At 69.2% G+C, this 24,151-nt stretch carries 21 protein-coding genes, 1 tRNA gene and 2 pseudogenes; 13 read left to right on the plus strand and 11 right to left on the minus strand.

Annotated elements, in window-relative coordinates; translation table 11 throughout:
* The first annotated feature begins 2 nt into the window (after positions 1-2).
* Entirely contained in the window at positions 3-974 is a 972-nt protein-coding gene (gene trxB / locus IE308_RS24015; protein ID WP_190219525.1) for a thioredoxin-disulfide reductase, read from the plus strand.
* A 45-nt stretch (positions 975-1,019) separates the two neighbouring features.
* On the plus strand, positions 1,020-1,352 hold the full coding sequence (trxA, locus tag IE308_RS24020) for a thioredoxin (RefSeq protein ID WP_110629196.1): 333 nt from the start codon (positions 1,020-1,022) through the stop codon (positions 1,350-1,352).
* Positions 1,353-1,404: 52 nt separating this feature from the next.
* Here trxA and IE308_RS24025 read toward each other — a convergent pair whose 3' ends face one another.
* The 9 genes from IE308_RS24025 to rpmH form a co-directional block, all read right to left on the minus strand.
* The gene (locus IE308_RS24025) at positions 1,405-2,022 is read right to left on the minus strand and encodes a GNAT family N-acetyltransferase (RefSeq protein ID WP_110629197.1); all 618 of its coding nucleotides are present in this window, start codon (positions 2,020-2,022) and stop codon (positions 1,405-1,407) included.
* Between the two features lie 157 nt (positions 2,023-2,179).
* Positions 2,180-3,268 carry a ParB/RepB/Spo0J family partition protein gene (locus IE308_RS24030; RefSeq protein WP_190219526.1) on the minus strand — a complete coding sequence of 363 codons (1,089 nt, stop codon included), beginning with the start codon at positions 3,266-3,268 and terminating at the stop codon, positions 2,180-2,182.
* Positions 3,265-4,338, minus strand: a complete 1,074-nt coding sequence (locus IE308_RS24035; RefSeq protein ID WP_110636722.1) for a ParA family protein — start codon at positions 4,336-4,338, stop codon at positions 3,265-3,267. The genes IE308_RS24030 and IE308_RS24035 overlap by 4 nt, the downstream gene beginning before the upstream one ends.
* A gap of 284 nt (positions 4,339-4,622) precedes the next feature.
* Positions 4,623-5,339: a 16S rRNA (guanine(527)-N(7))-methyltransferase RsmG gene (rsmG, locus tag IE308_RS24040; RefSeq protein ID WP_190219527.1), complete on the minus strand. Its 717-nt coding sequence runs from the start codon at positions 5,337-5,339 to the stop codon at positions 4,623-4,625.
* Between the two features lie 117 nt (positions 5,340-5,456).
* Positions 5,457-5,963 carry a Jag family protein gene (locus IE308_RS24045; protein WP_110629200.1) on the minus strand — a complete coding sequence of 169 codons (507 nt, stop codon included), beginning with the start codon at positions 5,961-5,963 and terminating at the stop codon, positions 5,457-5,459.
* A 15-nt stretch (positions 5,964-5,978) separates the two neighbouring features.
* Positions 5,979-7,277 (minus strand): membrane protein insertase YidC, encoded by a 1,299-nt coding sequence (yidC, locus tag IE308_RS24050; RefSeq protein ID WP_110629201.1) that lies wholly within the window; start codon positions 7,275-7,277, stop codon positions 5,979-5,981.
* Between the two features lie 3 nt (positions 7,278-7,280).
* A complete protein-coding gene (gene yidD / locus IE308_RS24055; RefSeq protein ID WP_110629202.1) occupies positions 7,281-7,634 on the minus strand; it encodes a membrane protein insertion efficiency factor YidD in 354 nt (117 codons plus the stop codon).
* Positions 7,631-8,002 (minus strand): ribonuclease P protein component, encoded by a 372-nt coding sequence (rnpA, locus tag IE308_RS24060; protein ID WP_110629203.1) that lies wholly within the window; start codon positions 8,000-8,002, stop codon positions 7,631-7,633. Before rnpA ends, yidD begins: the two co-directional genes overlap by 4 nt.
* Positions 8,003-8,023: 21 nt before the next feature.
* The gene (gene rpmH, locus IE308_RS24065; RefSeq protein WP_003956500.1) at positions 8,024-8,161 is read right to left on the minus strand and encodes a 50S ribosomal protein L34; all 138 of its coding nucleotides are present in this window, start codon (positions 8,159-8,161) and stop codon (positions 8,024-8,026) included.
* A gap of 374 nt (positions 8,162-8,535) precedes the next feature.
* On the opposite strand from rpmH, the pseudogene IE308_RS37605 reads away from it, so the two are divergent.
* The 10 genes and pseudogenes from IE308_RS37605 to IE308_RS24110 form a co-directional block, all read left to right on the plus strand.
* A pseudogene (locus IE308_RS37605) lies at positions 8,536-8,973 on the plus strand (chromosomal replication initiator protein DnaA); the annotation flags it as partial.
* 84 nt (positions 8,974-9,057) lie between these two features.
* Positions 9,058-10,602, plus strand: a pseudogene (dnaA, locus tag IE308_RS24070) (chromosomal replication initiator protein DnaA); the annotation flags it as partial.
* 861 nt (positions 10,603-11,463) lie between these two features.
* Positions 11,464-12,594 (plus strand): DNA polymerase III subunit beta, encoded by a 1,131-nt coding sequence (gene dnaN, locus IE308_RS24075; protein ID WP_110629205.1) that lies wholly within the window; start codon positions 11,464-11,466, stop codon positions 12,592-12,594.
* Between the two features lie 199 nt (positions 12,595-12,793).
* Positions 12,794-13,669: a phosphogluconate dehydrogenase (NAD(+)-dependent, decarboxylating) gene (gene gnd / locus IE308_RS24080; protein ID WP_110629206.1), complete on the plus strand. Its 876-nt coding sequence runs from the start codon at positions 12,794-12,796 to the stop codon at positions 13,667-13,669.
* Between the two features lie 40 nt (positions 13,670-13,709).
* A complete protein-coding gene (gene recF, locus IE308_RS24085) occupies positions 13,710-14,831 on the plus strand; it encodes a DNA replication/repair protein RecF (RefSeq protein WP_190219529.1) in 1,122 nt (373 codons plus the stop codon).
* Complete coding sequence (locus tag IE308_RS24090) at positions 14,828-15,421, plus strand: DciA family protein (protein ID WP_190219530.1); 594 nt, start codon at positions 14,828-14,830, stop codon at positions 15,419-15,421. Before recF ends, IE308_RS24090 begins: the two co-directional genes overlap by 4 nt.
* Before the next feature lie 353 nt (positions 15,422-15,774).
* The gene (gyrB, locus tag IE308_RS24095; protein ID WP_110629209.1) at positions 15,775-17,862 is read left to right on the plus strand and encodes a DNA topoisomerase (ATP-hydrolyzing) subunit B; all 2,088 of its coding nucleotides are present in this window, start codon (positions 15,775-15,777) and stop codon (positions 17,860-17,862) included.
* A 42-nt stretch (positions 17,863-17,904) separates the two neighbouring features.
* Positions 17,905-20,502: a DNA gyrase subunit A gene (gyrA, locus tag IE308_RS24100; protein ID WP_110629210.1), complete on the plus strand. Its 2,598-nt coding sequence runs from the start codon at positions 17,905-17,907 to the stop codon at positions 20,500-20,502.
* A gap of 19 nt (positions 20,503-20,521) precedes the next feature.
* Positions 20,522-21,238, plus strand: a complete 717-nt coding sequence (locus IE308_RS24105) for a DUF3566 domain-containing protein (RefSeq protein WP_190219531.1) — start codon at positions 20,522-20,524, stop codon at positions 21,236-21,238.
* Positions 21,239-21,337: 99 nt separating this feature from the next.
* Positions 21,338-21,411 (plus strand) — tRNA-Ile (locus IE308_RS24110).
* A gap of 46 nt (positions 21,412-21,457) precedes the next feature.
* Here IE308_RS24110 and IE308_RS24115 read toward each other — a convergent pair.
* Together IE308_RS24115 and IE308_RS24120 are read right to left on the minus strand one after the other, a co-directional pair.
* A complete protein-coding gene (locus IE308_RS24115; protein ID WP_190219532.1) occupies positions 21,458-23,047 on the minus strand; it encodes a hypothetical protein in 1,590 nt (529 codons plus the stop codon).
* A gap of 220 nt (positions 23,048-23,267) precedes the next feature.
* On the minus strand, positions 23,268-23,672 hold the full coding sequence (locus IE308_RS24120) for a DUF6344 domain-containing protein (RefSeq protein ID WP_229909021.1): 405 nt from the start codon (positions 23,670-23,672) through the stop codon (positions 23,268-23,270).
* A 306-nt stretch (positions 23,673-23,978) separates the two neighbouring features.
* Between IE308_RS24120 and IE308_RS37030 the strand changes: the two genes are divergently transcribed.
* Positions 23,979-24,107: a DLW-39 family protein gene (locus IE308_RS37030; protein WP_003999697.1), complete on the plus strand. Its 129-nt coding sequence runs from the start codon at positions 23,979-23,981 to the stop codon at positions 24,105-24,107.
* The last annotated feature ends 44 nt before the right edge of the window (positions 24,108-24,151 follow it).

Genomic DNA, 24,151 nt, shown 5'->3' on the forward strand with positions numbered 1-24,151 from the left:
CCGTGAGCGACGTCCGTAACGTGATCATCATCGGCTCCGGGCCCGCCGGGTACACGGCGGCGCTCTACACCGCGCGCGCGTCGCTGAAGCCGCTGGTCTTCGAAGGGGCGGTCACCGCGGGTGGCGCCCTGATGAACACCACCGAGGTGGAGAACTTCCCGGGCTTCCGTGACGGCATCATGGGCCCCGAGCTCATGGACAACATGCGGGCGCAGGCGGAGCGCTTCGGCGCCGAGCTCGTCCCGGACGACGTCGTCTCCGTGGACCTCACCGGTGAGATCAAGACCGTCACGGACACCGCCGGCACCGTCCACCGCGCGAAGGCCGTGATCGTCACGACCGGTTCCCAGCACCGCAAGCTCGGTCTGCCCAACGAGGACGCGCTCTCCGGCCGGGGCGTCTCCTGGTGCGCGACCTGTGACGGCTTCTTCTTCAAGGACCAGGACATCGCCGTGATCGGCGGCGGCGACACCGCGATGGAGGAGGCCACCTTCCTCTCCCGCTTCGCCAAGTCCGTCACCGTGGTCCACCGCCGGGACACCCTGCGCGCCTCCAAGGCGATGCAGGAGCGCGCCTTCGCCGACCCGAAGATCAAGTTTGTCTGGGACAGCGAGGTCGCCGAGGTCCAGGGCGACCAGAAGCTCGCCGGTCTGAAGCTGCGCAACGTCAAGACGGGCGAACTCTCGGACCTGGCGGTCACCGGCCTGTTCATCGCGATCGGCCACGACCCGCGCACCGAGCTGTTCAAGGGCCAGCTGGACCTGGACGAGGAGGGCTACCTGAAGGTCGCCGCTCCCTCCACCCGGACCAACCTCACCGGTGTCTTCGCCGCGGGTGACGTCGTCGACCACACCTACCGTCAGGCCATCACCGCGGCCGGCACCGGCTGCTCCGCCGCCCTCGACGCCGAGCGGTTCCTCGCCGCTCTGGGCGACAGCGAGCAGCAGGCCGAGCCCGAGAAGACCTCTGTCTGACCCCCCCCCAACCCGCCCCACGCACCAACAGTTAAGGAGCCCGCCGTGGCCGGCACCCTCAAGAACGTGACCGACGACACCTTCGAGCAGGACGTCCTGAAGAGCGACAAGCCCGTCCTGGTGGACTTCTGGGCCGCCTGGTGCGGTCCGTGCCGTCAGATCGCGCCGTCCCTGGAGGCGATCGCCGCCGAGTACGGCGACAAGATCGAGGTCGTCAAGCTGAACATCGACGAGAACCCGGGCACGGCGGCCAAGTACGGCGTGATGTCCATCCCGACGCTGAACGTCTACCAGAACGGCGAGGTCGCCAAGACCATCGTCGGCGCCAAGCCGAAGGCCGCGATCGTCCGCGACCTCGAGGACTTCATCGCCGAGTGACGTTTCACGTGAAACACGAAGGGGCCGACCCACCCGGGTCGGCCCCTTTGCGTTACAGCGGTCGCAGGGCCGGCTCCTTCTGCACCGCGCCCAGCAGCCGGTCCAGCGCCATCTCCACGTCCTCCTTCCAGGACAGCGTGGAGCGCAGCTCCAGCCGCAGCCGGGGATGGACGGGATGCTGGCGCACCGTCTTGAAGCCCACGGCGAGCAGATGGTCGGCGGGCAGCAGACAGGCGGGCTCCTTCCATCGGGCGTCGCCGAACGCCTCGATCGCCTTGAAGCCCCGGCGCAGCAGATCCTTCGCGACCGTCTGCACCATCACCCGGCCCAGTCCCTGCCCCTGGTAGCCCGGCATGATGAAGCCGGTGATCAGCTGCACGGCGTCCGGTGAGACCGGGCTCGTCGGGAACGCCGCCGAGCGCGGGACGTAGGCGGGCGGTGCGTAGAGCACGAAGCCGACGGGGACGTCATCGACGTAGACGACCCGTCCGCAGGAGCCCCAGTCCAGCAGGACGGCGGAGATCCAGGACTCCTTCTCCAGTGCCGATGTACCGGCCTTGATCGCGGCTTCGCCGCTGACCGGGTCCAGCTCCCAGAAGACGCACGCGCGACAGCGCTGGGGAAGGTCCTCAAGGTTGTCCAGCGTGAGCGGTACGAGCCGACGGCCCATGAAGGCTGTTCCTCGCTTCCCTCGCCCGCTGTTCTGCGGGCGGCTGTCAGAGCACCCGATCGCATCGTATCCACGAAGCGATTCCCTCCATACCCGCTGAAAGCAAAGAGCGGGCCGTGTTCCGGTACACACCGGACACGGCCCGCTCCGGCCCGCATCAGTCGTCGGAGTCGTCCGGCCCCGAGTCCTTAAGGGTCTGCAGGACCTGGCCCTCGCCCGGGGCGAGGGTGCTGAGGATGCGCTCCAGGTCCTCCACCGACGCGAACTCGACAGTGATCTTGCCCTTCTTCTGTCCGAGGTCGACCTTCACCCGCGTCTCGAACCGGTCCGACAGCCGGGACGCCAGGTCGTTGAGGGCGGGGGAGATCCGGGCACCGGCGCGCGGCTTCCTGGTCCGGGGGGCCTTCTGCTCCCGCGACCCCATCAGGGTCACGATCTCCTCGACCGACCGCACGGAGAGCCCCTCGGCGACGATCCGCTTGGCGAGCCGGTCCTGCTCCTCCGGGTCCTCGATGCCGACCAGCGCCCGGGCGTGCCCCGCCGACAGCACGCCGGCGGCGACACGGAGCTGGATCGTGGACGACAGCTTCAGCAGCCGCAGCGTGTTGCTGATCTGGGGGCGCGACCGGCCGATGCGCTCCGCCAGCTGATCATGCGTGCAGTTGAAGTCCTTCAGAAGCTGGTCGTAGGCGTTCGCCTCTTCGATCGGGTTGAGCTGCGCCCGGTGGAGGTTCTCCAGGAGCGCGTCCACGAGCATCTTGTCGTCGTCCGTGTGCCGGACGATCGCCGGGATGCTCTCCAGCCCCAGCTTCTTGCAGGCGCGGAAGCGGCGCTCGCCCATGATGAGCTCGTAGCTGCCGGGCTGTACCTGGCGGACTACGACCGGCTGGAGAAGCCCGAACTCGCGGATGGAGACGATCAGCTCTTCCAGGGCGTCCTCGTCGAACACCTCACGCGGCTGATGCGGGTTGGGCGCGATGGCGTCCAGCGGGACCTCGGCGAAGTGGGCCCCCACGGGAGGTGCGGGCACTGCGGGAGCCGAGGGCTCCTCTGTTTCACGTGAAACAGGCGCCAGCGTGGCCACCTTCGCCGCGGCCACCCCGCGTTCGGCCGTCAGCGTCGGAACGCCGGACGGAGACGTGGACGCTCCGCCTCCCAGCGCCGTCGCAGCCGGGGTCTTCTCTGTCGGGGCAGCGGGAATCAGTGCGCCAAGACCTCGACCCAGCCCCCTCCGTCGCTCACTCACTGGATCCCCTCCACCATGTTCGGGTTGCTCTGTGCGCCGATATGGGCGTGGAGCGCGTCATAGCTGACGCCGACGCCCTTCAGCGCGATCTCTCGTGCGGCCTCAAGATAGGAGAGGGCGCCGCTCGATCCTGGATCGTAGGTCAGCACCGTCTGCCCGTAGCTCGGCGCCTCGGAGATACGGACGGAGCGGGGAATGCTCGTCCGCAGCACCTCGTCACCGAAGTGGGTGCGCACCTCTTCCGCGACCTGGGACGCCAGACGCGTCCGGCCGTCGTACATGGTGAGCAGGATGGTCGACACATGCAGTGTGGGGTTGAGGTGCCCCCGCACCAGGTCGACATTGCGCAGCAGCTGGCCCAGGCCCTCCAGCGCGTAGTACTCGCACTGGATGGGGATGAGCACTTCCTGGCCCGCCACCAGCGCGTTGACCGTCAGCAGGCCGAGCGAGGGCGGGCAGTCGATGAGGATGTAGTCCAGCGGCTGCTCGTAGGCCTGGATGGCCCGCTGGAGCCGGCTCTCGCGGGCCACCAGGGACACCAGCTCGATCTCCGCACCCGCCAGGTCGATCGTGGCGGGGGCGCAGAAGAGGCCCTCGACGTCGACGACCGGCTGGACGACCTCCGACAGCGGCTTGCTCTCCACCAACACGTCGTAGATGGACGGAACTTCGGCGTGGTGGTCGATACCCAGAGCGGTGGAGGCATTGCCCTGCGGATCGAGGTCGACCACCAGGACCCGGCTCCCGTGCAGGGCCAGGGAAGCGGCAAGGTTGACGGTCGTCGTCGTCTTGCCGACACCGCCCTTCTGGTTGGCGACCACGATGATGCGGGTCTGCTCGGGTCGCGGGAGACCCTCGCCGGCGCGGCCCAGTGCCTCCACCGCGAGTTGGGCCGCACGACCGATCGGGGTGTCGTCCATCGGGGGCGGTGTTTCACGTGAAACATCCTCCCCCGTCGACTCGGTACGGGGACCGGGGACCGGATCGGTCATCGGTCCCGCGATGTTGGCGTCGGACCGCAAGGATTCACTCTCCTCGACTTCAGGCTCGCAATGAACAGAGCCTCGCATGTCTTCGGGGTCGTGAGCCAGTGAGCCCTTGTCTTCTGTGGAGAAATCCACCTCTGTGGACAACTCCGTGCCCCTCATGGGGGACGGAGACTCCGCGTCTGACGCCCGATCAAGGGAGCCGAGGGGCTTACGGTCGCGGGGGTCGGCCGCGGCGCGGCCCCGACTGATGATGCCGTGCAGCAGTGAGCGACGTTTCACGTGAAACACGATGCACAGCAGCCGAGGCCGAACTGTCGCGACACTCCGTCATGCGTAGGTTGGGCAGCTTATGTGGAGTACGACGCTCAGCGACGGCGCCGAGCCCGGCCCGTCCGGGCCGCCTTGGCCCGCTTGGCCGCGAAGCGCACACCGCCGGGGCTCTCCCCGACCTCGACCCGCACGACCGTGGACTGCGGATCGACCACGCCCTCCCCGACATGCAGGATCGACGTCTCCACCGCCCCCAGCTTGCTCAGCGCCGTCGCCGCGGCCTTCAGCTCCTCCTCGGCCGTGTCGCCCTTGAGGGCGAGCATCTCGCCGTAGGGCCGCAGCAGCGGGATGCCCCAGGTGGCCAGCCGGTCCAGCGGTGCCACCGCGCGCGCCGTCACCACATGGACCGGGGGCAGCTTGCCCATGACCTCCTCGGCACGGCCGCGGACGACGGTGACATGGTCCAGCCCCAGCAGCTCCACGACCTCGGTGAGGAAGTTGGTGCGGCGCAGCAGCGGCTCCAGCAGCGTGATCTTCAGGTCCTCGCGGACCAGGGCCAGGGGGATGCCGGGCAGACCGGCACCGGAGCCGACATCGCACACGGTGACGCCCTCGGGGACGACCTCCGAGAGCACCGCGCAGTTCAGCAGGTGCCGCTCCCACAGGCGGGGCACCTCCCGCGGGCCGATGAGCCCGCGCCGCACTCCCGCCTCCGCCAGGAGCTCGGCGTATCGGACCGCATCCGTGAAGCGATCACCGAATACGTCGCGCGCCTGCTCGGGCGCAGGGGGAAGCTCCGCTGCCTCCGTCACGGGGACCGTCCTTCCGTACCGCATCAGCGCGTTGCGCGCCGACCACCAGAACTACAGGCTGACAAAGTTCGGCCCCGCCTGCGCAACAGACGGGGCCGGGGATGACTACGTACCGAATCAGTTGGGCAGCACGACGACGAAGCGCTGCGGCTCCTCGCCCTCGGACTCGCTGCGCAGCCCCGCGGCCTTGACCGCGTCGTGCACGACCTTCCGCTCGAACGGGGTCATCGGCTTGAGCCGCTTGGGCTCACCGCTGCTCTTGACCTCGGCGGCGGCCTTGGCGCCCAGCTCGGACAGCTCGGAGCGCTTCTGGGCGCGGTACCCGGCGATGTCCAGCATCAGCCGGCTGCGGTCACCGGTTTCCCGGTGCACGGCGAGCCGGGTCAGCTCCTGCAGCGCCTCCAGCACCTCGCCGTCCCGCCCGACCAGCTTCTGCAGGTCGCGGCTGCCCGTGTCGCTGATGATCGACACGGAGGCACGGTCGGCTTCGACGTCCATGTCGATGTCGCCGTCGAGGTCGGCGATGTCCAGCAGACCCTCGAGGTAGTCCGCCGCGATCTCGCCCTCCTGCTCCAGGCGGGTCAGGGTGTCTGCACCCTCGGCGGAGGTGGTGCCTTCCGTCACGGGATGGGCTCCTTCTTACTTCTTGGACGGGGACTTGGGGCGCTGCGGACCGCCCTTGCGCTGGCCGGACTGGGCCTTGCTTCGGGTGCCGTTGCCGGGCTTCTTGTCGGCGGCGCCGGGCTTGGCGTCCTGGGGCTCGTCGGACTTGCTCAGCGACGTCGGGGACGACGCGGACGAGGCCGACGAGGCGGCGGTCGAGCCGGTGCCGCCGGGGGTGGTGCCCGACTGGCGCTTGGACTTCGGCTGGCGCTTGGGCTGCTGGCGCTTCGGCGTCCCGGCCGTGGTGGTCGGCGTACCGTCCTCGGTCTGCACGGCGGCCTGGGTCTCGCTGCGGATCACGGAGCCGTCGGCCTGGGCGGCCAGGCCGGCCTTGTTCAGGCCGTTGATGAACTTGCGCTCGAACTCGTTGCGGTCGCGGCCCTTGGCGACGATCGCCTTGATGATCGTGCGCTCGCTGCGCTTGCGCGCCTTGCCGTGGTGCGTGACGTGCTTGTACAGGCGCTCCAGGTAGGCGGCCTGAGCCTTGGAACCCGGGGTCGGGTTGTTGCGGATGACGTACATCTGCTGGCCCATGGTCCACACGTTGGTGGTCAGCCAGTAGACGAGGACACCGACGGGGAAGTTGATGCCGAAGACGGCGAAGATGACCGGGAAGACGTACATCAGCATCTTCTGCTGCTGCATGAACGGCGTCTTCACGGTGGTGTCGACGTTCTTCGTCATCAGCTGGCGCTGGGTGAAGAACTGCGACGCCGACATCAGGACGATCATGACGGCGGTGACGACGCGGACGTCGGTCAGCGTGGCGCCGAGGGCCTCCACCTTGGCCTGGCCGTCCATGAACTTCGCGGCCAGCGGGGCACCGAAGATGTGGGCCTGCCGGGCGCTGGCGAGCAGCTGATCGTCGATGACGCCGATCGTCTTGCCCGTCGCGATGCCGTTGAGGACGTGGTACAGGGCGAAGAAGAACGGGGACTGCGCCAGGATGGGAAGGCACGAGGAGAGCGGGTTGGTGCCCGTCTCCTTGTACAGCTTCATCATCTCTTCGGACTGGCGCTGCTTGTCGTTCTTGTAGCGCTCCTGGATCTTCTTCATCTCCGGCTGGAGCGTCTGCATCGCGCGCGTCGCCTTGATCTGCTTCACGAAGAGCGGGATCAGGCAGATGCGGATCAGGATCACCAGAGACACGATGGACAGGCCCCAGGCCCACCCGGTGTCAGGGCCGAAGATCGCGCCGTACACCTTGTGGAACTGGACGATGACCCATGAGACGGGCCAGGTGATGAAACTGAAGAGGCTGGCAATCGTGTCCACTAATCATGCTCCTTGGGCATGGGACGAGGTCTCTGCGGCCGGGCTCGAAGGGATCTCCCCGTCGGTGGCCGGTTCGGCGGCACAGGGCCCGCCCCTGCGTGCACGCCAGGCGTCACGCAGCATTTCGTGCCACCGCGGACGCTTGCGCGGCGGAACATGGTCCACACCGCCCGGCGACCACGGGTTGCACCGCAGAATGCGCCAGGCGGTAAGTGCTGTCCCCTTGATCGCGCCGTGCCGGTCGATCGCCGTGTAGCCGTAGTGGGAGCACGAGGGGTAGTACTTGCACACCGGCCCGAGCAGTGGACTGATCGTCCACTGGTACAGCTTGATCAGAGCCAGCAGCGGGTACTTCATCGCGCGCCCCCTCCCAGCAGCCGCCCCAGGGCGGCATCCAGGTCTCGGGCCAGCTGTCCGTGGTCGGCGTCACCCGCACCGGGCAGCGCTCGTACGACTACCAGGCTACCGGGGGGCAGCCGGTCGATCCGGTCCCGCATCAGGTGACGCAGTCTGCGCTTCACCGTGTTGCGGACGACGGCACCTCCCACGGCCTTGCTCACGACGAAACCCGCACGCGTCGGGGGAGCGCTCTCCCCTGGCGCGTGCGGGTCCGTGGCACCGCTACGAAGGTGGACGACGAGGAGCGGGCGGCCGGCCCGGCGACCCCGTCGTACCGCGGTCGCGAAGTCCTCGCGCCGCCTCAGCCGGTTCTCGGTGGGCAGCACGACGTCATGACCTGACCGGGATCAGGCGGACAGACGGGCGCGACCCTTGCTACGGCGGGACGCGAGAATCGCGCGGCCGGCACGGGTGCGCATACGCAGCCGGAAGCCGTGGGTCTTCGCGCGACGACGGTTGTTCGGCTGGAAGGTGCGCTTGCTCACTCGGGGGCTCCAGAAGAAATCGGTGGTGGCGGGGTGCCGTCCTGGCTGTCACCGTGCGCCCACGAGTAGCTCGCAGTTACGCCCGAGTGCACCGCTTTCCGATCACCTAGAGCGATCTGTGCCCATCGGAGGCAGGCGGCAGCAGCCATCGACAACTCGACCTGGTTACGGTACGCGCGGCTACGCCATCCGGTCAAACCAGGGGTCACCGGGAGACACTATCCACAGGCTGGGGACAACAACTTGAACCCTACCCGCCGCGCTGACTACCGTGGCTGAACTCCGATTCGTTCCCTTGTCCCCAACCACCCGATTCACATCCCGACCCCATCCCCGAACCACACGTTCGAGGGACCTGTGAGAGAGCGTGCCCTGTGGCTGACGTACCTGCCGATCTTGCCGCAGTGTGGCCACGCGTACTGGAGCAGCTTCTCGGGGAGGGCCGCGGCCAGGGGGTCGAGGGCAGGGACGAGCACTGGCTGCGGCGCACCCAGCCGCTCGCGCTGGTCGCCGACACGGCCCTGCTCGCCGTACCGAACGAGTTCGCGAAGGGCGTACTGGAGGGCCGGCTGGCGCCGGTCGTCAGCGACAGCCTGAGCCGTGAGTGCGGGCGTCCGATCCGCATCGCGATCACCGTCGACGACTCGGCGGGCGAGCCCCCGGCCCCGCCCGCGCCCCCGGCCCAGCAGTCCCCGCGCTACGAGGACCAGCAGCCGCGGTACGAGGAGCAGCCGCCGCCGCGCTACGAGGAGCAGCCCGAGCTGCCCTCGTACGACAGCCCGTACGAGGGGTACGGCCGCCACCGCGCCGAGCCGCTCCCCGGCCGCGACGACCGTCCCGGCCCCCGGCAGGAACGGGCCGAGCGGCCGGACCGTCCCGACCTGCCCGGCGGGCGCGGCGACCAGCTGCCGACGGCCCGGCCGGCCTACCCGTCGGAGTACCAGCGCCCCGAGCCGGGCGCCTGGCCGCGCACGCAGGACGACTACGGCTGGCAGCAGCAGCGCCTGGGCTTCCCCGAGCGCGACCCGTACGCCTCCCCGTCCTCGCAGGACGGCTACGGCGACTCCTACGGCCCGCAGGACTCGTACACCCCCGCGCCGGACTACCGCGCGCCGTCGCCGGAGCGCGCCGAGCGCCCGCCGTACGAGCAGCAGCGCCCCGACTACGACACCTCACGCGGTGAGTACGAGCCGCAGCGCGGCGACTACGACAAGCGGGACTACGAGCCGCGTGACTACGACAAGCGGGACTACGACCAGCGGGACGGCGCCCGCCGTGAGCTGCCGGAGCCGCCGGGCGGTTCCGGGCAGGTGCACCGCGGCGGCCCCGTCGGCCCGAACCTGCCCACCACGGGTGCGCCCGGTCCGCTGGCGGCACAGCCCGCGCCGGCGACCGGACCCGGTGAGCCGACCGCGCGGCTGAACCCGAAGTACCTCTTCGACACGTTCGTCATCGGCGCCTCCAACCGCTTCGCGCACGCCGCCGCGGTCGCGGTGGCCGAGGCGCCGGCGAAGGCGTACAACCCGCTGTTCATCTACGGGGAGTCGGGGCTCGGCAAGACGCATCTGCTGCACGCCATCGGGCACTACGCGCGCAGCCTGTACCCCGGCACGCGCGTGCGGTACGTGAGCTCGGAGGAGTTCACCAACGAGTTCATCAACTCCATCCGCGACGGCAAGGGCGACAGCTTCCGCAAGCGCTACCGCGAGATGGACATCCTGCTCGTCGACGACATCCAGTTCCTGGCGGACAAGGAGTCGACGCAGGAGGAGTTCTTCCACACCTTCAACACGCTCCACAACGCGAACAAGCAGATCGTGCTGTCCAGCGACCGGCCGCCCAAGCAGCTGGTGACGCTGGAGGACCGGCTGCGGAACCGTTTCGAGTGGGGTCTGATCACCGACGTGCAGCCGCCGGAGCTGGAGACGCGGATCGCGATCCTGCGCAAGAAGGCGGTGCAGGAGCAGCTGAACGCCCCGCCGGAGGTGCTGGAGTTCATCGCGTCGCGGATCTCGCGGAACATCCGTGAGCTGGAGGGCGCGCTGATCCGGGTGACGGCGTTCGCCTCGCTCAACCGGCAGCCGGTGGACCTGGGCCTGACGGAGATCGTCCTGAAGGACCTGATCCCGGGCGGGGACGACTCGGCGCCGGAGATCACCTCGACGGCCATCATGAGCGCCACCGCGGACTACTTCGGGCTGACGGTGGAGGACCTGTGCGGCACCTCGCGCGGGCGGGCGCTGGTCACGGCCCGGCAGATCGCGATGTACCTGTGCCGTGAGCTGACGGATCTGTCGCTGCCGAAGATCGGCGCGCTGTTCGGCGGCCGGGACCACACGACGGTCATGCACGCGGACCGCAAGATCCGCAATCTGATGGCCGAGCGGCGCTCCATCTACAACCAGGTGACGGAGCTAACCAACCGCATCAAGAACGGCTGACACGCGCGCGATACGGCTCTGAAGGCGCCCTCGGGATCCGTCCCGGGGGCGCTTTTCGTCGCCGGGGCGGGCTCCCGCCGTGCACACGCGTGCCATCCGCTGTTCGAATAACTGCCGGGTTACGGCCTCTCTCCACAGATTCGGCGACTTTCTCGCGTCCACAGACTGGGGACCGCCGAGTTGTCCAGACGGGCGTCCACAGGGGCAGGCAGCCGGGGCCGTCCGGGCAGGTCAGAGGGGTGTGGATTCGTGGACGAACGATCTCCACAGACTGTGGACAACGCCGTGATCCACAAGCTGTGCACGGAGTTGTCCACGGGCAACCCACAGGTTCGGGCCGCTTGTCCCCAGTGATCGGCGACTTCTCCACATGACTGTCCACTGTTCGGCAACGCGACGCCCCCGGTCACCGGGCCGAGTGAAAGCCGTCACACGAGGGTGCCGGATTGGGGTGTGGGAAACGTGGGTAAACCTGGGGACGCAGCTGGGGAGAACTGCCCTCGACCTGTGGGCGGTGTGTGCAGAACTTTCCGTTCTCCACAGAGACCCCGGGTTGTCCACCGGCTCCGCCCACAGGGGCAGTGGACAAAATTCCGGCGCTGAGCTGGGCAAACGTGGTTATCCACGGTATCCACAGGCCCTACTACTACGAACAACTAGAGAGAGCCCGGAAATCGTTTGGAAGCGGGTCCTGTGCACAACTCGGCGCATCGGGCCCGGCTGCCCCTTCGAGCGACTTGACCCCGACAGGCACCTACTGTCAGTGCGGTGCGTCAGACTGGTCCCCGGTGTTCTTCCCGTCCCAGGAGGCGGTGACACCGAGTCGGAGGACTCAGTAGCAACAGCAGGAGGCGGCTTACGGTGAAGATCCGGGTGGAACGCGACGTACTCGCGGAGGCAGTGGCCTGGGCGGCACGCAGCCTCCCGGCCCGTCCGCCGGCGCCTGTGCTCGCCGGCCTCCTGCTGAAGGCCGAGGACGGCCAGCTGAGCCTGTCCAGCTTCGACTACGAGGTCTCCGCGCGGGTCAGCGTCGAGGCCGAGGTCGAGGAGGAGGGCACGGTCCTGGTCTCCGGCCGCCTGCTCGCCGACATCTCGCGGGCGCTGCCCAACCGTCCGGTGGAGATTTCCACAGACGGTGTACGGGCGACCGTCGTCTGCGGGTCGTCCCGGTTCACACTGCACACCCTCCCTGTGGAGGAGTACCCGGCGCTGCCGCAGATGCCGAACGCCACGGGCACCGTCCCCGGCGAGGTCTTCTCCGCCGCCGTCCAGCAGGTGGCCATCGCCGCCGGCCGCGACGACACGCTGCCGGTGCTGACCGGTGTGCGCATCGAGATCGAGGGCGACACGGTCACGCTCGCCTCCACCGACCGCTACCGCTTCGCGGTCCGCGAGTTCCTGTGGAAGCCGGAGAACCCGGAGGCGTCCGCGGTCGCCCTGGTGCCCGCCAAGACGCTTCTGGACACCGCCAAGTCGCTGGGCGCCGGTGACAGCGTCACGCTGGCGCTGTCGGGCTCCGGCGCGGGCGAGGGCCTGATCGGTTTCGAGGGCGCCGGACGGCGGACGACGACCCGGCTGCTGGAGGGCGACCTCCCGAAGTACCGGACGCTGTTCCCGACGGAGTTCAACAGCGTGGCGACGATCGAGACGGCGCCGTTCGTCGAGGCCGTCAAGCGTGTGGCGCTGGTCGCCGAGCGGAACACCCCGGTGCGGCTCAGCTTCGAGCAGGGCGTGCTCATCCTGGAGGCCGGCTCCAGCGACGACGCACAGGCTGTGGAAAGGGTCGACGCGCAGCTGGACGGCGACGACATCTCGATCGCCTTCAACCCGACCTTCCTGCTGGACGGTCTGAGCGCGATCGACTCCCCGGTGGCCCAGCTGTCGTTCACGACGTCGACGAAGCCGGCGCTGCTGTCCGGGAAGCCGGGCGTGGACGCCGAGGCGGACGAGGCGTACAAGTACCTGATCATGCCGGTGCGGCTGAGCGGCTGAGCCGGTTCGCGCGGTTCCCGCCGGTCCACAGGCTGTGGACCGGCGGGGCGGTGAATCCCCAGGTGAGCGGCCACGTTTGAGCGCGTATGCCCACAGCTGTGCGGGACCGTCCGGGTTTAGGCTCGGGCAGGGGTACGAGGGTGCCCCGGGGGTGCCACGGCGCCCCGTACGCCACACAGCGACCTAAGGAACACAACTGATGGAGCTCGGTCTCGTCGGCCTCGGCAAGATGGGCGGCAACATGCGCGAGCGGATCCGCCGCGCGGGCCACACCGTCATCGGATACGACCGCAACCCGGACGTCGCGGATGTCCACAGCCTGGAGGAGCTTGTGGGCAAGCTCTCCGCTCCGCGCGTGGTGTGGGTGATGGTCCCGGCCGGCGAGCCCACCCAGTCCACGATCGACCGGCTCGCCGAGCTGCTGGAGCCCGGTGACGTGGTCGTGGACGGCGGCAACTCCCGCTGGACGGACGACGAGAGGCACGCCGAGGAGCTGGCCGCCAAGGGCATAGGCTTCGTCGACTGCGGCGTCTCCGGCGGCGTGTGGGGCCTGGAGAACGGCTACGCGCTCATGTACGGCGGCGACGCGGAGAACGTCGCCAAGGTGCAGCCGGTCTTCGACGCGCTCAAGCCGGAGGGCGACTTCGGCTCGGTGCACGCGGGCAAGGTCGGCGCGGGCCACTTCGCGAAGATGGTCCACAACGGCATCGAGTACGCGATGATGCAGGCCTACGCCGAGGGCTGGGAGCTGCTGGAGAAGGTCGACTCCGTGGAGAACGTCCGCGAGGTCTTCCGCTCCTGGCAGGAGGGCACCGTCATCCGCTCCTGGCTGCTCGACCTGGCGGTGAACGCCCTCGACGAGGACGAGCATCTGGACGCGCTGCGGGGTTATGCACAGGACTCGGGTGAGGGACGCTGGACTGTGGAGGCCGCGATCGACAACGCGGTGCCGCTGCCGGCGATCACCGCGTCGCTGTTCGCGCGGTTCGCCTCCCGTCAGGAGGACTCGCCGCAGATGAAGATGATCGCGGCGCTGCGGAACCAGTTCGGCGGCCACGCGGTCGAGAAGAAGTAATCGGCACACGAAGGACATGGGTGGAGGTCGGCGTACGACCATGCACGTCACGCATCTGTCGCTGGCCGACTTCCGCTCCTACGCCCGGGTCGAGGTCCCGCTGGACCCGGGCGTCACGGCCTTCGTCGGCCCGAACGGGCAGGGCAAGACCAACCTCGTCGAGGCGGTCGGCTATCTCGCCACCCTCGGCAGCCACCGCGTCGCCTCCGACGCCCCCCTGGTCCGCATGGGCGCCGACCGGGCGGTCATCCGGGCGCAGGTCCGCCAGGGCGAGCGGCAGCAGCTGATCGAGCTGGAGCTGAACCCGGGCAGGGCGAACCGCGCCCGCATCAACCGGTCCTCGCAGGTCAGGCCCCGGGACGTACTGGGGATCGTACGGACCGTGCTGTTCGCGCCGGAGGACCTCGCGCTGGTCAAGGGCGATCCCGGGGAGCGGCGGCGCTTCCTCGACGAGCTGATCACCGCCCGCTCCCCGCGCATGGCGGGGGTGCGCTCGGACTACGAGCGGGTCCTCAAGCAGCGCAACACCCTGCTGAAGAGCGCGGCCCTCGCCCGCCGGCACGGTGGCCGCTCGATGGACCTGTCGACGCTCGACGTGTGGGACCAGCATCTGGCCCGCGCGGGCGCGGAGCTGCTCGCGCAGCGGCTCGATCTGATCGCGGCGCTGCAGCCGCTGGCCGACAAGGCGTACGAGCAGCTGGCCCCGGGCGGTGGCCCGGTCGGGCTGGAGTACAAGCCGTCGGCGCCCGGTGAGGCGCACACCCGCGAGGAGCTGTACGGGCAGCTGACGGCGGCGCTCGCCGAGGCCCGCAAGCAGGAGATCGAGCGGGGCGTGACGCTGGTCGGCCCGCACCGGGACGACCTGGTGCTGAAGCTGGGCCAGCTGCCCGCCAAGGGGTACGCCTCGCACGGCGAGTCCTGGTCGTACGCGCTCGCGCTGCGGCTGGCCTCCTACGACCTGCTGCGCGCCGAGGGCAACGAGCCGATGCTGGTGCTGGACGACGTCTTCGCGGAGCTGGACGCGCGGCGCCGGGAGCGGCTGGCGGAGCTGGTGGCGCCCGGCGAGCAGGTGCTGGTGACGGCCGCGGTCGACGACGACGTACCCGAGGTGCTGGCCGGGGCGCGGTACGCGGTGTCCGGCGGGACGGTGGAGCGCGTATGAGCGGTGACGAGACGGGACGCGGCAAGGCCCCCGGCGCCGCGGGCGGCCGCGGTGAGGCCTCCGACTCCGCGGCGGGACGCGGCAGGACCCCCGAGCCCTCCGGTGTCGACCTCGCGCGCGTGGCGCTGCGGGCGGCGAAGGAGGCGGCACGCGCGCGTGGGGACGCGGCGCAGCAGAAGAAGCAGGCGTGGCGCGGCGGGCTGCGCTCCGGCGCGCGCGCGGACGGGCGCGACCCGATGGCGCTGGGCGCCGCGATCAACCGGCTGATCACCGAGCGGGGCTGGGAGGCGCCGGCCGCGGTGGGCGGGGTAATGGGCCGCTGGCCGGAGATCGTCGGCGAGGACGTGGCCAAGCACTGCGAGCCGGAGCGGTACGACGAGGACGAGCGGGTGCTGGTCGTGCGCTGTGACTCCACGGCGTGGGCGACGAACCTGCGGCTGCTGGCGCCGACGCTGGTCGCGCGGCTCAACGAGGACCTGGGGCACGGCCGGGTCCGCATGATCAAGGTGCAGGGGCCGGGCGGCCCGGTGCGCCGGTACGGGCCCCTGCGGGCGCCCGGCAGCGGTGGGCCCGACGACTCCTACAGGTGACGTACGTCACGTGCTGCGGGGTGCCGTGACGGGGGTCGTCGCACGCCCGTACAAGCTGGCGAATCCCGACCTGACTCCCAAGTAGCAAAGGGTTGACAGCTCGAAGCGCTGAGTGCCGCTGTGAGCCTCTTGGAGCCCCCATCCGCATATCGGGAGTCGGCCGAGACCGGTTCAGGGCGCCACATGCGGACTCAGGTACCGGCAAACCCCCATCAGTGTCAGTGCTACCGGTAGACTGGAAGACAATCCCGCCCCAATGTGGGGACCGCCCGGGAAACGCTGAGCAACGCTGATCAAGGCTTACCAACGCACCATGCCGCAGCCGCTCCGGCAACCGCCGACGAGCCCGGCTCGTGCTGTGCCAGAAAGGGCGCTTCGTGGCCGATTCCGGCAACCCCAACGAGAACATCCCGTCCACCGACGAAGGCGCGACCGCCGCGAGCGACACCTCGAACAACGAGGTCGCGGCGGCCTCGTACGACGCCAGCGCCATCACCGTCCTCGAGGGTCTGGACGCGGTCCGCAAGCGACCCGGCATGTACATCGGCTCGACCGGCGAGCGCGGACTGCACCACCTCGTGTACGAGGTCGTCGACAACTCCGTCGACGAGGCGCTGGCCGGTTACGCGGACACCATCGACGTGACGATCCTCCCCGACGGCGGGGTGCGCGTCGTCGACAACGGCCGTGGCATCCCCGTGGGCATCGTGCCCTCCGAGGGCAAGCCGGCCGTCGAGGTCGTGCTGACGGTGCTGCACGCGGGCGGCAAGTTCGGCGGCGGTGGGTACGCGGTCTCCGGTGGTCTGCACGGCGTGGGCGTGTCCGTCGTGAACGCCCTGTCCAGCAAGGTGGCGGTCGAGGTCAGGACCGACGGCCACCGCTGGACGCAGGACTACAAGATGGGCGTCCCGACCGCGCCGCTGGCCCAGCACGAGGCGACGCAGGAGACCGGCACCTCGGTCACCTTCTGGGCCGACCCCGACATCTTCGAGACCACCGAGTACTCCTTCGAGACGCTGTCGCGGCGTTTCCAGGAGATGGCGTTCCTCAACAAGGGCCTGACGATCAAGCTCACCGACGAGCGCGAGTCGGCGAAGGCCACGGCCGGGGCGGACGAGGCGGGCGCCGACGAGAAGGACGAGGCCAAGACCGTCACGTACCACTACGAGGGCGGCATCGTCGACTTCGTGAAGTACCTCAACGCCCGCAAGGGCGACGTCGTCCACCCCACGATCATCGGGCTGGAGGCGGAGGACAAGGACAAGAGCCTGTCCCTCGAGGTCGCGATGCAGTGGAACAGCGGCTACAGCGAGGGCGTGTACTCCTTCGCCAACATCATCCACACCCATGAGGGCGGCACCCACGAAGAGGGCTTCCGCGCCGCGCTGACGTCCCTGATCAACAAGTACGCGCGCGACAAGAAGCTGCTGCGGGAGAAGGACGACAACCTCACCGGTGACGACATCCGCGAGGGCCTGACCGCGATCATCTCGGTCAAGCTGAGCGAGCCGCAGTTCGAGGGCCAGACCAAGACCAAGCTGGGCAACACGGAGGCGAAGACCTTCGTGCAGAAGGCGGTCTACGAGCACCTCAACGACTGGCTGGACCGCAACCCGAACGAGGCCGCGGACATCGTCCGCAAGGGCATCCAGGCGGCCACCGCGCGCGTGGCGGCCCGCAAGGCGCGCGATCTGACCCGCCGCAAGGGCCTGCTGGAGACGGCGTCCCTGCCGGGCAAGCTCTCCGACTGCCAGTCCAACGACCCCACCAAGTGCGAGATCTTCATCGTCGAGGGTGACTCCGCCGGCGGCTCGGCCAAGTCCGGCCGCAACCCGGAGTACCAGGCGATCCTCCCGATCCGCGGCAAGATCCTCAATGTCGAGAAGGCGCGCATCGACAAGATCCTGCAGAACCAGGAGATCCAGGCGCTGATCTCCGCGTTCGGCACGGGCGTGCACGAGGACTTCGACATCGAGAAGCTCCGCTATCACAAGATCATCCTGATGGCGGACGCCGACGTCGACGGCCAGCACATCAACACCCTGCTGCTGACCTTCCTGTTCCGCTTCATGCGGCCGCTGGTCGAGGCCGGGCACGTGTTCCTGTCGCGTCCCCCGCTGTACAAGATCAAGTGGGGCAAGGACGACGTCGAGTACGCCTACTCCGACCGCGAGCGCGACGCGCTGCTGGAGCTGGGCCGCCAGCGGGGCAAGCGGGTGCGCGAGGACTCCATCCAGCGCTTCAAGGGTCTCGGTGAGATGAACGCCGAGGAGCTGCGCGTGACGACGATGGACCAGGAGCACCGGGTCCTCGGCCAGGTCACCCTCGACGACGCCGCGCAGGCCGACGAGCTGTTCTCGGTCCTGATGGGCGAGGACGTCGAGGCGCGCCGGCAGTTCATCCAGCGCAACGCCAAGGACGTCCGCTTCCTCGACATCTGAGTCGGTCTCAGCTGACCGCACAGGGAAGGATCTTCACCAGCAATGACCGACGAGAACACTCCCGTCACGGCCGAGGGCGACGGCGCCATCGCCCAGCGTGTCGAGCCCGTCGGGCTCGAGACGGAGATGCAGCGCTCCTACCTCGACTACGCGATGTCCGTCATCGTCTCGCGTGCGCTGCCCGACGTCCGGGACGGCCTCAAGCCCGTCCACCGCCGGGTGCTGTACGCGATGTACGACGGCGGCTACCGCCCCGAGCGCGGCTTCTACAAGTGCGCCCGTGTCGTCGGCGACGTCATGGGCAACTACCACCCGCACGGCGACTCCTCGATCTACGACGCGCTGGTGCGCCTCGCCCAGCCGTGGTCGATGCGGATGCCGCTGGTGGACTCCAACGGCAACTTCGGCTCCCCGGGCAACGACCCGGCGGCGGCGATGCGCTACACCGAGTGCAAGATGGCGCCGCTGTCGATGGAGATGGTCCGCGACATCGACGAGGAGACCGTCGACTTCACGGACAACTACGACGGCCGCTCCCAGGAGCCGACCGTCCTGCCGTCGCGCTTCCCGAACCTGCTGATCAACGGCTCGGCCGGTATCGCGGTCGGTATGGCGACGAACATCCCGCCGCACAACCTGCGCGAGGTCGCCGCCGGCGCCCAGTGGTACCTGGAGAACCCCGAGGCCTCGCACGAGGAGCTGCTGGACGCGCTCATCGAGCGGATCAAGGGCCCGGACTTCCCGACCGGCGCGCTGGTCGTCGGCCGCAAGGGCATCGAGGAGGCCTACCGCACGGGCCGCGGCTCGATCACCATGCGCGCGGTGGTCGAGGTCGAGGAGATCCAGAACCGCCAGTGCCTGGTGGTGACGGAGCTGCCGTACCAGGTGAACCCCGACAACCTGGCGCAGAAGATCGCCGACCTGGTGAAGGACGGCAAGATCGGCGGCATCGCCGACGTCCGCGACGAGACGTCCTCCCGCACGGGCCAGCGCCTGGTCATCGTCCTCAAGCGGGACGCGGTCGCCAAGGTCGTGCTGAACAACCTGTACAAGCACACCGACCTGCAGACCAACTTCGGCGCCAACATGCTGGCGCTGGTCGACGGCGTGCCGCGCACGCTGTCCCTTGACGCGTTCATCCGCCACTGGGTGACGCACCAGATCGAGGTCATCGTCCGCCGTACGCGCTTCCGGCTGCGCAAGGCCGAGGAGCGGGCGCACATCCTGCGCGGCCTGCTGAAGGCCCTGGACGCCATCGACGAGGTCATCGCGCTGATCCGGCGCAGCGACACCGTCGAGATCGCGCGTACGGGCCTGATGGGCCTGCTGGAGATCGACGAGATCCAGGCCAACGCCATCCTCGAGATGCAGCTGCGGCGCCTCGCGGCCCTGGAGCGGCAGAAGATCGTCCAGGAGCACGACGAGCTCCAGGCGAAGATCAACGAGTACAACCAGATCCTCGCCTCGCCGGTCCGCCAGCGCGGCATCGTCAGCGAGGAGCTGGCCGCGATCGTCGAGAAGTACGGCGACGACCGCAAGACCATGCTGGTGCCCTACGACGGCGACATGTCCATGGAGGACCTGATCGCCGAGGAGGACATCGTCGTCACGGTCACCCGCGGCGGTTACATCAAGCGGACCAAGACCGACGACTACCGGGCGCAGAAGCGCGGCGGCAAGGGCGTGCGCGGGGCAAAGCTGAAGGAAGACGACATCGTCGACCACTTCTTCGTCTCCACCACCCACCACTGGCTGCTGTTCTTCACCAACAAGGGCCGGGTGTACCGGGCGAAGGCATACGAGCTGCCGGACGCCGGCCGGGACGCGCGCGGTCAGCACGTGGCCAACCTGCTGGCCTTCCAGCCGGACGAGGCGATCGCCGAGATCCTCGCGATCCGCGACTACGAGGCGGCGCCCTACCTGGTCCTGGCGACCAAGGCGGGTCTGGTGAAGAAGACGCCGCTGAAGGACTACGACTCGCCGCGCGCGGGCGGTGTCATCGCCATCAACCTGCGTGAGCGGGAGGACGGCAGCGACGACGAGCTGATCGGCGCGGAGCTGGTCTCGTCCGACGACGACCTGCTGCTGATCAGCAGGAAGGCGCAGTCGATCAGGTTCACCGCCACGGACGACACGCTGCGGCCGATGGGCCGCGCCACCTCGGGTGTCAAGGGCATGAGTTTCCGTGAGGGAGACGAACTGCTCTCGATGAATGTGGTGCGACCCGGTACGTTCGTGTTCACTGCCACCGACGGTGGGTACGCGAAGCGGACCCGCGTCGACGAGTACCGCGTCCAGGGCCGCGGCGGCCTCGGCATCAAGGCCGCCAAGATCGTGGAGGACCGCGGGTCACTGGTCGGTGCGCTGGTGGTCGAGGAGACCGACGAGATCCTCGCCATCACACTCTCGGGCGGTGTGATTCGTACGCGAGTCAACGAGGTCAGGGAGACGGGCCGTGACACCATGGGCGTCCAACTGATCAACCTGGGCAAGCGCGATGCCGTCGTCGGTATCGCCCGTAACGCCGAGGCGGGCCGCGAGGCGGAGGAAGTCGACGGCGATCTGGCCGTGGACGACACCGACGCCGAGGGTGCCGCTGCCACCGGCACGGACGAGGGTGAGGCGCCCTCGGCCGAGTAGCACCGAGGAGTGAGTCAACGTGAGCGGAGCCACGGGCGCCGGACCGGCCGGTACCAGTACGGGGACGGACGGCGGCGGCCGTGGCTCCGCCGCGCAGGCCACACCTGCGAGCGACCCGCACACCACCAATCTGAAAGCGGTCAAGCCGTCTGCGGCCGACTCGCCTGACACGCATGGATCCCAGGGGGGAACTGTGACGGACACCCGAGGCCAGCAGGCGCAGGCGGCGTCGCCCCTGCCGGGCGAGCGCCAGCCGCAGCAGCCGGCCGGGCCGTACCACCCGCCGCAGGCCTACCCGGCGCAGGAGGGCCAGGCACAGACCGGCACCGTGCGCCGGCCGCGCACCGGGGCCCGTACGACGCCCCGGGTGCGCAAGGCGCGCCTGCGGGTGGCCAAGGCCGACCCGTGGTCGGTGATGAAGGTCAGCTTCCTGCTCTCCATCGCGCTGGGCATCTGCACGATCGTCGCGGCGGCGGTGCTGTGGATGGTCATGGACGCCATGGGGGTCTTCTCCACGGTCGGCGGCACGATCTCGGAGGCGACGGGCTCGAACGAGTCGAACGGCTTCGACCTCCAGTCGTTCCTGTCCCTCCCCCACGTCCTGATGTTCACGACGATCATCGCGGTCATCGACGTCGTCCTCGCGACGGCGCTGGCGACGCTCGGCGCGTTCATCTACAACCTCTCCGCCGGCTTCGTCGGCGGCGTCGAGCTGACCCTCGCCGAGGACGAGTGAGCCGGCCCACGGGCCCCGGGGGTATCGATTTTGGGACTGACGGTCCCGTGCGCTAATCTTCAGGAGTCAGCGCGCGGGACACACACCGCAGAGCGCGGCGGGGCTATAGCTCAGTTGGTTAGAGCGCATCCCTGATAAGGATGAGGTCACAGGTTCAAATCCTGTTAGCCCCACAGCCTGAAAGAACCCCGGTCCTGTAGGACCGGGGTTCTTTCGTGTTCAGGTGCGGCGGCGGCGTATTGCCAGCAGGGTCGCGCCCAGGGTGACTGCTGCGGCGGCTGTTGTGGCCAGCAGGGGGGTGGCGGGGGTGCCCGTGGCGGCCATGGAGCCGGTCGGCGGGGTCTCGCCGGGGGGCGTCGACGGGGTGGGGGCCGTGGTGGGCGTCACCGACGGGGACGGGGTCGAGGTCGGGGTCGGGGACGGAGACGGCGTGGGGCTGGTGGAGGGGGTTGGGGTGCCCGTGATGTCGGCGGTGATCGGGGCCGTGTTGTTGGTCAGGTCCGGGTCCTTCAGCTTGTCGTCCGGGTAGACGAGCTTCGCCGAGCCCTGCGCGCCCTCGACCTTCTTGTCGAAGCGGACCCGCAGGTACGCCCAGTCGTGGATGCGGCAGGTGATGGTGTGGCCGTCCGCCGCGTAGTTGCAGAGGTCTTCCTCGGTCTGCTCGCCCGGTTGTGTCGGGTAGAGGCTGACGCCCTCCGGCAGGGTCACCTCCACCCGCATCTGCCGCTCCAGGTCCAGCCCGTCGGCGCCGTCGTACAGCTCCCATGGGTTGTCCGGGCCGAGGCTCTGCGGGTAGGGCACCCGTATCTCGGTGACCTTGCCGAGCTTGCCCTTGAGCGTGATCGGCTGCTGCTTCCAGTCGGTCTGCCAGTCGCCGGCGGAGATGAACGGCAGGGAGCCGTAGGGCTGCTGTGCGGCGCTCGCGGGGACCGGCTTCAGGCCGAGGACGCGGCCGGTGCCACGGGTGCCCTTGTCCCAGTCGCGGGGCGGGTTGCCCAGCGGGAAGAGGGCGTAGTAGTAGCGGCCCTTGACCCGGCAGCAGGGGTCCGTCGCGCCGCTGAAGACGCCGTCCGTGGTGTAGGCGGTGCCGGGGGCCAGGTCGGTGTCGAACCAGCAGTAGGCGGAGGCGCCGGCGCCGATGTAGGTGCGGTAGTAGCAGTTGCTGTACCGCTCCCCCGTGAAGTCCTGGTCGGAGAGGCCGACGTGCAGCAGGACGCCGTCCGGCACCGGGACCTGGCCGACGTTGCCGATCACCGGCGACAGGTCGGGGAACCGGCCGCGCTCGGAGTCCGGGATGGTGTACGACGCGTGCGCGCCGTAGCGGGGCTCCGGCTTGCCGTTGAAGACGCGGCGGGTGTGCTCCGCGGAACCGGCGTTGGAACTGGTGACGCTCTCCTTGATGCTGCCGATCTCGCCGAGCGGGACGCCCTTGGCCGAGCGCAGGAGGAAGGGTCTGAGCAGGCCCGAGCCGGTGAAGTCCTGGTGGGCGCAGGTGACGACCCAGTCGGTGCGGTGACAGTCACGGTCCAGCCGGTCGACGGTGACCTTGTCCTTCAGCGAGGAGAGGTCGTACACGATCTCGACGTCGCGGACCTCGGCCCCGACGGAGTCCACCCTCAGCTCGGTCACGTAGTCGTTGGACGTGTTCTCCGCGCCGTCCGGGGGGAGGAAGTAGAACTCCCTGGGGTTGTCCACCTGGAGCTTGAGTTGCGGTGCGTCGGCGGCGACCGCCGTTCCCGTGGCCGCCGTACCGGCCGTGGCGAGCAGCCCCGCGGCCGCCGCGGATATGAGCGTCCGTCTGAAACGCACTGAAGCGTCCCCCTGTTCGGCCCTGTGCCGGGCGATCGGTGAGTCCTTCTGCCACGTACAGGGACTGCTGGGGTCCGCGAGAAGTTGTAGAGGGCCGACGAGGCGAGGAAGAAAGGCTGGACACACGGCGACGGCCCGGCTGCTCGGGTGAGCTGCCGGGCCGTTTTCCGCGTGCAGGACTGCTGTACGCAAGTCGCCGTCCGGGGTGCTGGGCGCTGCCTCAGCGCTGGAGCGGGACTCTGGGCGCGGTCGCGGTGAGGGTGTCGCAGGGGGCGTCGGGCGCCGGGGCGGCGTCGTCGGCGGGGACGGTCGCGGTGGCCGCGTCGGCGTCGGGGAGCGGACGGTGCCGGCAGCTGGGGGACTTGCCGTGGGCCTCCGCGTGGATGCGCTGCTTCATCGTGGGGGGCAGGGCCCGGGCGTGGGACCAGGGGGACCGGGACCAGGGGGACTGGGCCGGGATGGTCACCTGTGGACTCTCGGCCTCACCGGTGCCGCTGTTGCGGGCCGGCTCGGTCTGCGCTACCGCCGCGGTGGCGGTCGTGGTGATCAGTCCGAGCGCCGTGCACAGCGCGAGGAAGGCGGTGACGATGACGGTCCACAGCTGCTTGACCTGGTTCCGGGCCATGATCCCCTCACTTTCGGGTTGGGCGATTTGCGTACTTTCCTCATGATGTGTATGGGGGTCGCGAAGTGGGGGACCGACGCTCGTGGCGCGTCGATGTTCCGATGAACACCACTCGGATGGACGTACAGGCCCAAGAGAGCCGCCGATGGAGGGGTCCTGAGCAGGGCCGGAGGGATTTGGTCCCCTTCTACGGCGGTGAGGAGAGGGGCAGTTGGAGCTCGGATCCCAGGTCACCGTTGGATATCGGCCGGTGTGTATAGTCGGGCGCCAGAGGTCCCCTACGTCAAGGAAAGACGAGGTCGCGCGGTGAAGAAGCTTCTCCTGGTCGCACTGGCCGCCATCGGCGGGCTCCTCGTGTACCGCCAGATCCAGGCGGATCGCGCCGAGCAGGATCTGTGGACGGAGGCGACTGACTCCGTGCCCACGGGTTCGTGAGTACCGACACCAGAATCTGAAACAGGCCCCGACCGCCGCAGCGG

The organism is Streptomyces griseosporeus (genome assembly GCF_014656055.1).
GTDB lineage: Bacteria > Actinomycetota > Actinomycetes > Streptomycetales > Streptomycetaceae > Streptomyces > Streptomyces griseosporeus.

Bases quoted from the DNA above. Each gene is read 5' to 3' on its own strand.
- IE308_RS24025 (WP_110629197.1), bottom strand. From the start codon at position 2,022: ATGGGCCGTCGGCTCGTACCGCTCACGCTGGACAACCTTGAGGACCTT.
- IE308_RS24035 (WP_110636722.1), bottom strand. From the start codon at position 4,338: ATGCGAGGCTCTGTTCATTGCGAGCCTGAAGTCGAGGAGAGTGAATCC.
- yidD (WP_110629202.1), bottom strand. From the start codon at position 7,634: ATGAAGTACCCGCTGCTGGCTCTGATCAAGCTGTACCAGTGGACGATC.
- gnd (WP_110629206.1), top strand. From the start codon at position 12,794: ATGGAGCTCGGTCTCGTCGGCCTCGGCAAGATGGGCGGCAACATGCGC.
- recF (WP_190219529.1), top strand. From the start codon at position 13,710: ATGCACGTCACGCATCTGTCGCTGGCCGACTTCCGCTCCTACGCCCGG.
- IE308_RS24090 (WP_190219530.1), top strand. From the start codon at position 14,828: ATGAGCGGTGACGAGACGGGACGCGGCAAGGCCCCCGGCGCCGCGGGC.
- gyrA (WP_110629210.1), top strand. From the start codon at position 17,905: ATGACCGACGAGAACACTCCCGTCACGGCCGAGGGCGACGGCGCCATC.
- IE308_RS24120 (WP_229909021.1), bottom strand. From the start codon at position 23,672: ATGGCCCGGAACCAGGTCAAGCAGCTGTGGACCGTCATCGTCACCGCC.